7 protein-coding genes are annotated in these 7,675 nt (G+C 45.1%); 4 read left to right on the top strand and 3 right to left on the bottom strand.

From position 1 onward, the window contains the following. Positions 1 to 308: 308 nt before the first annotated feature. From proV to proX, 3 genes are read left to right on the top strand one after another with little or no spacing between them, the layout of a single operon-like run. A complete protein-coding gene (gene proV, locus AB4496_RS16120) occupies positions 309 to 1,496 on the top strand; it encodes a glycine betaine/L-proline ABC transporter ATP-binding protein ProV (protein ID WP_009846455.1) in 1,188 nt (395 codons plus the stop codon). 3 nt (positions 1,497 to 1,499) lie between these two features. Next, a complete protein-coding gene (gene proW, locus AB4496_RS16115; RefSeq protein WP_009846456.1) occupies positions 1,500 to 2,594 on the top strand; it encodes a glycine betaine/L-proline ABC transporter permease ProW in 1,095 nt (364 codons plus the stop codon). Beyond that, the gene (gene proX, locus AB4496_RS16110; RefSeq protein WP_009846457.1) at positions 2,587 to 3,594 is read left to right on the top strand and encodes a glycine betaine/L-proline ABC transporter substrate-binding protein ProX; all 1,008 of its coding nucleotides are present in this window, start codon (positions 2,587 to 2,589) and stop codon (positions 3,592 to 3,594) included. Before proW ends, proX begins: the two co-directional genes overlap by 8 nt. Positions 3,595 to 3,765: 171 nt before the next feature. On the opposite strand, the gene AB4496_RS16105 is transcribed toward proX, so the two are convergent. After that, positions 3,766 to 4,140, bottom strand: coding sequence for a nuclear transport factor 2 family protein (locus AB4496_RS16105; protein WP_009846458.1), 375 nt, complete (start codon positions 4,138 to 4,140; stop codon positions 3,766 to 3,768). A gap of 142 nt (positions 4,141 to 4,282) precedes the next feature. Here AB4496_RS16105 and AB4496_RS16100 point away from each other — a divergent pair, with 142 nt between their 5' ends. Further along, positions 4,283 to 5,149: a LysR family transcriptional regulator gene (locus AB4496_RS16100; RefSeq protein ID WP_009846459.1), complete on the top strand. Its 867-nt coding sequence runs from the start codon at positions 4,283 to 4,285 to the stop codon at positions 5,147 to 5,149. Between the two features lie 154 nt (positions 5,150 to 5,303). Here the strand turns inward: AB4496_RS16100 and cydC are convergent, their stop codons facing one another. Both cydC and AB4496_RS16090 read right to left on the bottom strand, forming a co-directional pair. Beyond that, positions 5,304 to 7,025 carry a heme ABC transporter ATP-binding protein/permease CydC gene (gene cydC, locus AB4496_RS16095; protein ID WP_009846460.1) on the bottom strand — a complete coding sequence of 574 codons (1,722 nt, stop codon included), beginning with the start codon at positions 7,023 to 7,025 and terminating at the stop codon, positions 5,304 to 5,306. Continuing rightward, the coding region (locus AB4496_RS16090; RefSeq protein ID WP_372105008.1) for an ATP-binding cassette domain-containing protein at positions 7,018 to 7,675 on the bottom strand (658 nt) is incomplete at its 5' end. The genes cydC and AB4496_RS16090, both read right to left, overlap by 8 nt.

Here is a 7,675-nt window from a genome sequence, read left to right as displayed (position 1 = left end):
TCTGATGTGAAATAAATATTCAATAATCTATCTGTAAGTAATACATAATGCCGCAGGTGTTGAGTGTGATTTAAACTTCTTTATTATCAATATTTTGCTTTGTATGGGCTTGATATTTGACCTTTGTTTGGGCTGGGGTTTTAACGGTTTTTCATCGGCTTTACAGAACGATGCCCCTTGATTTGCATGGGTTAATTGCTTAGAGTGCTAATCGTTTTTCGGGTTTAAATAACCGTTTTTAAGTTTAAATAATCGGTTTTGAGTTTAAATAACTATTAGTTTAGATAACTAAGAAAGGATTAGATTACATGGATCCCATACTGGAAGTTAAGGGACTGTACAAGGTGTTTGGTGAAGATACCGACCGTGCTTTTACAATGATTAATGAAGGCGCGAACAAAGATAAAGTTTTCGAAGAAACAGGGTTAACGATCGGCGTTAACGATGTTTCTCTTAGCATTCAAGAAGGCGAGATTTTCGTCATAATGGGACTGTCAGGATCTGGCAAATCAACCCTAGTACGCCTTCTTAACCGCTTGATTGAACCTACCAAAGGTAATGTGCTTCTTCGAGGCAAAGACATTGCCCACACCTCAGAAGATGAGCTCCGCGAAGTCCGTCGCAACAACATCTCCATGGTTTTCCAAAACTTCGCATTGATGCCTCACATGACAGTGATTGAAAACGCCGCGTTTGGTCTTGAACTAGCGGGTGTTGAAGTCGATAAGAGAAAACAGTCAGCATTTGAAGCGTTGGAACGAGTCGGTCTCGGGCCGTATTCAGAATCTTACCCTGATGAATTGTCTGGCGGTATGAAGCAGCGTGTTGGTTTGGCTCGTGCTCTAGCATGTGACCCTGATATTCTGTTAATGGACGAAGCGTTTTCTGCACTCGATCCTTTGATTCGTACTGAAATGCAAGATGAGCTTATTCGCCTTCAAAATGACGATAAACGAACCATTGTTTTCATCTCCCATGATTTGGATGAAGCGATGCGAATCGGTGACCGTATTGCCATTATGCAAAACGGTGAGGTGGTTCAAGTGGGTACCCCAGACGAAATTCTTAACAACCCAGCGAACGATTATGTCGAAGCTTTCTTCCGCGGTGTGAATGTAGCAAGTGTTCTTACGGTGAAAGACATTGCACGTAAGAAGCCAGCTGCGGTATTTAAAAAATCAGAACATGACGGCCCAGCGTCCGCTCTACAAATCTTGATGGATAACGACCGTGAATACGGCATTGTTGTTGAGAAAAGCAGTCGTTACTCCGGCATTGTCTCTGTTGATTCCCTTCGTAAAGCACACAAAGAGAACAAATCACTCGTCAGTGCGCAGCTCGATGATGGCCTAACGCTGAACCCTGATTTACCAATCAACGATGTGCTTGGCCTTGTTGGCGGTGTGCCTTACTCCGTTCCTGTTGTGGATGAGCAAGGTAATTACTTTGGCGTGGTAACTAAGTCACGACTGTTACAAACATTGGATAAGGGGTAGATCATGTCGTCTGAACAAACAAATAATGACCCATGGTCTCAATCAGCTCCAGCAGCTCAGCCATCAAGTGATCCTTGGGGTCAAGCAGCTGATACCTCACCATCAGCAGATTGGTTAAGCAGCGAAACAGTCGAAACGACACCTTTTGATCCACTTAACCCTTTTGCAGAAGCAGTTTTGCCCGTCGACACTTGGGTAGAGTCTGGACTGAATTGGTTAGTTGAGCACGGACGTCCATTGTTTCAAGCAATCCGTGTGCCTATCGATTTTATTCTAAGTTCATTTGAAACGGCGTTGGTGTCGACACCTGCACCATTCATGTTGATCATCTTGTTTTTAGTTGCATGGCAGTTTTCAAACCTGAAGCTTGGTTTGGCTACAGCCGTTTCTTTGACTTTTATTGGTTTGATTGGCGCTTGGTCTGAAGCGATGACCACGCTTTCACTGGTCATGACATCGGTATTCTTCTGTCTGCTGATCGGCTTACCCATGGGGATATGGCTCGCCCGCAGCAATACCGCGGCTAAATTCGTACGCCCAATTCTCGACGCCATGCAAACGACGCCAGCCTTCGTTTATCTTGTACCCATCGTAATGTTGTTTGGTATCGGTAACGTTCCGGGTGTGGTGGTGACGATCATATTCGCACTTCCTCCTGTTGTACGTTTGACTATCTTGGGTATTCAGCAAGTACCGGAAGAGTTGATCGAAGCGGGTCACTCATTCGGCGCCAGCAAAAAGCAGATGCTTTACCGAATTCAACTACCACTTGCACTGCCAACCATCATGGCGGGCGTGAACCAAACACTGATGCTGTCGCTATCGATGGTGGTTATCGCATCAATGATCGCAGTAGGTGGATTAGGTCAAATGGTACTGAGAGGTATTGGCCGACTGGATATGGGATTGGCCGCTGTTGGTGGCCTAGGCATTGTTATTCTTGCAATCCTACTTGACCGCATTACCCAAGTTCTTGGGGTAAATGCAGGTAATACAAAATTACGCTGGTATCACATGGGGCCTGTTTCCCTTGTGCTAAAAGCTTTAAATCGCGGTAAACAATCAGAACTACAACTAAGGAAAAACACCAATGAATAATTCATGGAAGAGTAAGCTAGCCGTTAGCATCGTTTCGACACTGGCTGTATCAACGAACGTGTGGGCTGCAAGCTTACCGGGTGAAGGTGTATCAGTTCAGCCCGTTCAATCTTCAGTTGCTGAAGAAACGTTCCAAACACTGATTGTTAACCGTGCTTTAGAAGAGCTTGGTTACGATGTGAAATCAACGCAAGAAGTGGACTATAACGTAGCTTACACTTCTATCGCAAAAGGTGACGCAACGTTCCTAACAGTAGGTTGGTTCCCACTACACGCTGACAAATACAAAATGGCGGGTGGCGATGACAAATTCTACCGTGAAGGCCAGTATGTAAGTGGTGCCGCTCAAGGTTACCTTATTGATAAGAAAACCGCTGAAAAGTACAACATCACTAACATTGGTCAATTGACTGATCCAAAAATCGCTAAGCTGTTTGATGCTGATGGTGATGGCAAAGCAGACCTGACGGGCTGTAACCCTGGTTGGGGTTGTGAGATGGTCATCGAACACCAAATCTCTGCATTCAAATTGGACGATACCGTTACTCACAACCAAGGTAACTATGCAGCGATCATCGCAGATACGATTTCACGTTACCAAAAGGGCGAGTCAGTTCTTTACTACACGTGGACACCTTATTGGGTAAGTGGTGTATTGGTTCCTAACGAAGACGTAGTTTGGTTAGAAGTTCCATTCTCTTCACTTCCGGGTGATCGTGCGAATGTTGATACTACTTTGTCTAACGGTAAGAACTACGGCTTCGAAATGAACTCGATGCGTATTATTGCGAACAAAGAGTTTGCTAAGAACAACCCATCTGCGGCGAAGCTTTTTGAAATCATCAAACTTAACATCAATGATGTAAGTGCTCAGAACATGATGATGAGTAAAGGTAAGAACAGCTCGGCTGATATCGAAGCGCACGTAAACGGTTGGATCAAAGCGAACCGAAATACGTTTGATGCTTGGATTACAGAAGCGAAGAAAGCGGCACTATAACGGTTGTTTTTCGTAAGCAGTCGATAACAGGCTGGAATAAAAAGAGAAGGCCGGTAGTCTGATTCAGACTACCGGCCTTTGTTTTTCTAGCGACATAACTATTTTTTAGCGACATAACTACTGTTATCGCATTATTTTTTAAAGCGGCTTGTTCTTTTAAAAGCGAGTAGGCTAGCGTTCGCCTTGAACCTCGAAGTCATCGCTGATTAAACGAGCGCAACCATCGGCTTCTAGTGCCCAGTGCTCACGATGCACAACACCAAACGCTTTGTTCATTGTCCAACTAGCCGTCAAAATGTAGCCGCCTTCTGGGTGCTCTTCCCACGTAACGTCTGTGTAATCAACGTCTTTGAAACCTTGGTCGATGATGTTTTGCCAAAATGCTTGAATCGCTTCACGACCTTCAAAAGTACCAAATGGACGCGCTTCCATTACACAGCTTTCAGCATATTGATCTGCACAACCTTTCGCATCTTGGCTGTTGAATGCTTTCTGCCATGCGTTAATGCCTTGCTTACATGCTTCTAAAATTTGGTTGTTTAACATTGTCTTTCTCCATATCAGTCTTCTTTCAAACACTGTGTCTTTGATTTGGTTATCTCGATAAGTTGGATTCAGTTTAGCCTTGGAAATTAAATTGAAAAACAGAGATAATAGAAAATACTGTGTGTAAAAAGAGAACAATAAGATGAGTAAGCTAAAGCAGATGTCGATTTTCGCTCACATCGTAGAGCAGGGCTCAGTATCAGCTGCGGCTGAAAAGCTTGAGTTATCCAAGTCCGTCGTCAGTCAGCACCTCAAAATTCTGGAACAAGAACTAGGTGCTTCACTTCTCAAACGCACAACACGGAGGCAATCTCTGACCAGTATGGGTGAGCGTTTTTATTTAAGCTGCAAAGACATCAACGTGATTGCTGACTCGGCTTGGGATATGGCCAAAGCTGAGCTAGAAGAGCCACAAGGTCGGATTCGTATTACTGCACCGAATGCGTTGATGGATTTATTGGTCGCGCCTGTTATTGCAGACTTGATGAAGCAATACCCGAAGTTAAAACCAGAGCTGATCAGCGATGATCAGCACTTAGATTTCATGGAACACGATATTGATCTCGCAGTACGAGTGGGCAGTTCTCGTGACAGCAACCTAAAGCAGAAACGCTTGGGCGAGTTTAAAGACGTGTTGTGTGGCGTTGAAAGCATGCGTTCTCGTGAGCTTGAATCTATCCCTTACATTGCTAACTCATGGCAAGGTAAGCAAGTCTCTCATCGCTTTACTTCTCAAACAGATCAAGACTTTATTTACCAACAACAAGCAAGCTGCACTACGAACTCCTTTCATAGTTGTCTCGCGTTGATCAAATTTGGCGTTGGCATTGGTGTGATCCCAGACTTCTATCTTCATCAACTATCAAATGAAGTGGTCGATCTCTTACCAAGTTTTCAACTACCCACTAACACGGTTTATGCGTTGAACTCATTCGCCTCAAACACACCGATTGCCATCAAACTGTGCGTTCAAGCGTTAGAAGAGAAGCTCAAACAGAACTTTGTTTAAAACCAATTCGATAAGTTAGTGATTTAGTAAAGAGGCTTAAAACCAAACTTGCCTAATAGATTGCTCAAGAGTGAAGATACAAAAACATAAAGACACTAAAAAGCCCGAGTATAAACTCGGGCTTTGAATGGTTTTCTTTATAACTTATGAGGAGCTAGATTGCCTGACGAAGTTGGAAGTAACGTCCTTCTTCGTTTAACAGCGATTCATGAGAGCCGTGTTCTACAATCTCGCCTTGTTCAATTAGAACGATAGAATCCATCGCTTCCAGACCAATCAAACGGTGCGTAATGAAGATAACCGTCTTGCCTTCAAAGTGCTTCTCGAACAGTGCCATGATACTGTGTTCTGTTTGCTTATCTAAGCCTTCTGTTGGCTCATCTAGAAGCAGGATAGGGGCATCATGAAGAATGGCACGTGCGATACCAATACGGCGCTTCTCACCACCAGACAGTTGACGACCACCGTCACCCAACCAGCTATCAAGACCATCATTCTCAAGCAGCTTTTCTAGACCAACGTCTTTAAGGATGTTAGCTAGGTGCTCATCGTTGGCATCTGGTTTCGCAATCAACAAGTTGTCGCGTAGGCTGCCATTCAAGATGTCGACACGCTGGCTTACCACACTGATTGATTCACGAAGCTGTGATTCATTCCACTGCGTCAGTTCAATACCCGCGATTGAGATGTAGCCCTTTTTAGGATCCCAGTAGCGAGTCAGAAGCTGAATCAGAGTCGATTTACCTGAACCCGTTTGACCCACAATCGCAACCTTGTTCGTTGCCGGAATTGTTAGCTCAACAGCGTTCAGAACACTGCGCTCAGAATCAGGGTAGTTGAACGTCACGTTTGAGAACGTAATATCAAGTGGCTTATTGATGTCGAGCTTCTCTTCAGCAAACTGAACTTCAGGCTCCGACAGAATCACTTCGTTCAAGCGACGAGCAGAAGACAGAGTTTGACCTAAATGCTGGAACGCGCCTGTGATAGGCATCAGCAGTTCAAAACTTGCCATAGTAGCGAACGCCATTAGCGCGATGAACGGGTCTGGTGCATTGCCACCCACGCCGTCAGCCGCAAGCCAAAGCATAAGAACCAACGTCAAACCGTTGAACAGCATTAGTGCAGCTGACGCCATACCAGTTAGGTTAGCATTCACAAACTGATTCGCCATCAGCTTGTGTTGCGTTTCTAGAATCGCATTACGGTACCGCTCTTCAGCACCGAACAGAGTCAGTTCGCTGTAGCCTTCAACCCAATCTAGCGTAGTCACACGAAGGTCAGCTTTGTTCTGTGTCAGCTCACCGCCGTTACGCTTGCCCAGCTTGTAGAACAAGATTGGCCAAACCAACAGCATGATCAGAAGGATAGAACCTAAGATCAAACCAAGCGAACTATCGAACCACATTAAGAATAGAGTCAGGAAGAAAATCCCAAACACACCCACCGTCACAGGGCTTACTAAACGTAAGTACACGTGATCCATCGCGTCGACATCAGCAACCAAACGGTTCAGTAGATCGGCGTCACGAAGGTTTGAGATACGACCTGGGATCAGCGGAGCCAGCTTCTTGAAGAAAAAGATACGTAAATCAGTTAACAGTTTGAATGTTGCATTGTGGCTGACAACACGTTCACCCCAACGACCCGCAGTACGGCTCATTGCCAAACCACGTACACCACCACCCGGTAGCATGTAGTTGAAGGTTTCACGTGCAATCGTAAGGCCTGCAACCGCAGAAGCTGAAATGAACCAGCCTGATAGCGTTAACAAGCCGATAGAAGCCGACAGAGTAGCAAAAGCCAATAGCATGCCTAGCGATAGGCCAAACCAATGCTTTTTATAGAGTTTCAGGTAAGGCAGTAAATCACGCATCTAAATTACCCTTATTATCTTGTTGAGCTAAGTTCGCGTTCAGCATCTCTTCAAACAAACCACCCGCAGTCGAAAGCTGAGAGTAATGACCTTGTTCAACCAGACCGCCATCACGCATCACCAGAATATTATCGACTGATTTAAGAGGTGCGAGTTGGTGCGTTACAAGCAGGGCAGTGCGGCTTTCAATATTGCTATTGATGCCTTTCATCACTAACTGTTCGCTACGAGTATCTAGGCTGGCAGTGGGTTCATCTAACAACCAGAACTGGCCATCTTGAATCATTGCGCGAGCTAGTGCCAAACGCTGAGATTGACCAACAGACAGGCCGCCAGAGCGATCAGAAATCATGTAATCCAAGCCGTGTTCGTTAACGAAATCGCTAGCAAATGATTGCTCAAGTGCATTCTCGACAACTTGGTCAGCAATATCGTGCTTACCCAGGGTGACGTTGTCACGAATGCTGCCGTGCAACAACAATGGGTTTTGACCCACCCAGCTAATGGTTTTACGCCAAGAGGCTAAGTCTAAGTCACGCAGTTCAATGCCATTGATTTTCAAGCTTCCTTCATAAGGCATGAAACCAAGGATGGCATTGATCAAACTTGTTTTACCCGCACCACTTGGGCCAACTAACGCAGTCGATTGG

This window comes from Vibrio sp. 10N.222.46.A1 (assembly GCF_041473595.1).
In the GTDB taxonomy this organism is placed as follows: Bacteria; Pseudomonadota; Gammaproteobacteria; order Enterobacterales; family Vibrionaceae; genus Vibrio; species Vibrio tasmaniensis_A.
The sequence above is the reverse complement of the archived record's forward strand: the minus strand, read 5'-3'. Positions and strand labels throughout refer to the sequence as shown.

What these genes read in the sequence shown, in the direction of transcription:
- proV (WP_009846455.1), top strand. Translation starts at nt 309, where the DNA reads ATGGATCCCATACTGGAAGTTAAGGGACTGTACAAGGTGTTTGGTGAA.
- proW (WP_009846456.1), top strand. Translation starts at nt 1,500, where the DNA reads ATGTCGTCTGAACAAACAAATAATGACCCATGGTCTCAATCAGCTCCA.
- proX (WP_009846457.1), top strand. Translation starts at nt 2,587, where the DNA reads ATGAATAATTCATGGAAGAGTAAGCTAGCCGTTAGCATCGTTTCGACA.
- AB4496_RS16105 (WP_009846458.1), bottom strand. Translation starts at nt 4,140, where the DNA reads ATGTTAAACAACCAAATTTTAGAAGCATGTAAGCAAGGCATTAACGCA.
- AB4496_RS16100 (WP_009846459.1), top strand. Translation starts at nt 4,283, where the DNA reads ATGAGTAAGCTAAAGCAGATGTCGATTTTCGCTCACATCGTAGAGCAG.
- cydC (WP_009846460.1), bottom strand. Translation starts at nt 7,025, where the DNA reads ATGCGTGATTTACTGCCTTACCTGAAACTCTATAAAAAGCATTGGTTT.